This is a genomic window from Lyngbya aestuarii BL J, assembly GCF_000478195.2.
GTDB lineage: Bacteria > Cyanobacteriota > Cyanobacteriia > Cyanobacteriales > Microcoleaceae > Capilliphycus > Capilliphycus aestuarii.
In genome coordinates, this window is record NZ_AUZM01000196.1 from 1 (window position 1) to 1,564 (window position 1,564).

The window sequence follows — 1,564 nt, forward strand, 5'->3', positions numbered from 1 at the left end:
GGTAGAGAGCGGTTCAGCAAAGAAACAATTAATTTTATTAAAACCTGCTCGATTAATCCAATTTTCTAAGCATGATTGAGTCGGGAGAAACCAAATCCCTCGCGCCCGTGCATAACGTTTTTGAGGGGTTAATGCTACAGGTAAATCTCCGGGTATTCCCTGACAGTCAATAATAATTTCTCCGTTTTTTTTCAGAGATTTGTGCAGTTTTCGCAGTAAACCTACTGGGTCAGTATGATGATACAAAATCCCCAAACAGAAAATGGTATCAAAAAAATCGGGATAAAGGTCAATATGTTCAACCCCTAACAGTTCAAAGTGAAGCATTTTCTGTTGGACAATATTTTGAACCAGTTGAAAGTTCCAGAAGTGTTTAGCATAGGGTTCAAAACCAATCACACAGGCTGGTTTTTGATGCGCCATTCTAAACATAAAATAACCATTATGACAGCCAATATCTGCAACTTTACGGTCGGTTAGTGATTGAATATGCGGTAAAATTCGTTCCCATTTCCAATCAGAACGCCATTCGGCATCTATAAAGGTTCCAAATAGTTCAAACGGCCCTTTTTTCCAGGGAGAAAATACTTTTAAGGCTTGATTAAATCGTTGCTGTTGTTCGAGAGAGAGTTCATCTCCTTGACCAACTTTGACCACTGAACCCGAAAAATTAAACTCGTTACTTTGAATATCTCTAACCGCTTGAACCGCTTGATAATATCGCTTACTTTTGGGTTCAAATAGTTGTGTTTGTCGTTCCTGACGGATTGCTAAAATTGTTTCAGATTCAATATCATCATTGTATTGTTCAAGATAGTCAGGCGCGACATAACCCAGGCTTTCATCTAACATTTCACTTCGAGATAACACCGATATTTTTAATGATAACAGTAATCTAGACAAAACTTAGAAAAATATTGCATAATAAAAAGTAAGTATTTAGGAGAAAACCATGACCGTTACGATGTTTAAATGGTCATTAGACCGATATCACGAAGCGCTCGTTAAAGGGTCAATTCGAGAAGATGATCGCATAGAATTATTAAGAGGAGATTTAGTTGTTATGTCACCTGAGAGAGAACCTCATGCTTACTACACTTCAAAAGTTAGTGATTATTTGCGGGAACTGCTAGGGACTCAAGTTAAAGTTAGAGAAGGTCATCCGATAACATTACCGAATAATTCTGAACCCGAACCCGATATTGCAATTGTTCAACCTTTGGGTAAAGAATACCTCAATCATCATCCCTATCCTGAGAATATTTTTTGGATTATTGAATTTTCTAACACTTCCTTAGAGAAAGATTTAGGCTTAAAGAAATCCATCTATGCTGAAGCAAAAATTCAAGAATATTGGGTGGCGAATCTAAAAGGATCAGAGTTAAAAGTGTTTAGAAATCTAAGTAATGATAATTATACTGAAGAATTAACTTTAACAACAGGAACAATTTCACCTCTACCTTTTCCAAAGATTTTAATCGAAGTTCAACAGTTGATATTTTCTTAAACCCTATTTAGACTTTAAAGCCACAAACGAAATAAAGTTATAGATCGGAAGAGCACA

At 36.1% G+C, this 1,564-nt stretch carries 2 protein-coding genes; one reads left to right on the top strand and one right to left on the bottom strand.

Annotated features, from left to right (window positions below):
• The coding region (gene cmoB / locus M595_RS27455; protein WP_238987142.1) for a tRNA 5-methoxyuridine(34)/uridine 5-oxyacetic acid(34) synthase CmoB at positions 1–870 on the bottom strand (870 nt) is incomplete at its 3' end.
• Positions 871–952: 82 nt separating this feature from the next.
• Between cmoB and M595_RS27460 the strand changes: the two genes are divergently transcribed.
• Positions 953–1,507, top strand: a complete 555-nt coding sequence (locus tag M595_RS27460; RefSeq protein ID WP_023068629.1) for a Uma2 family endonuclease — start codon at positions 953–955, stop codon at positions 1,505–1,507.
• Positions 1,508–1,564 lie beyond the last annotated feature (57 nt).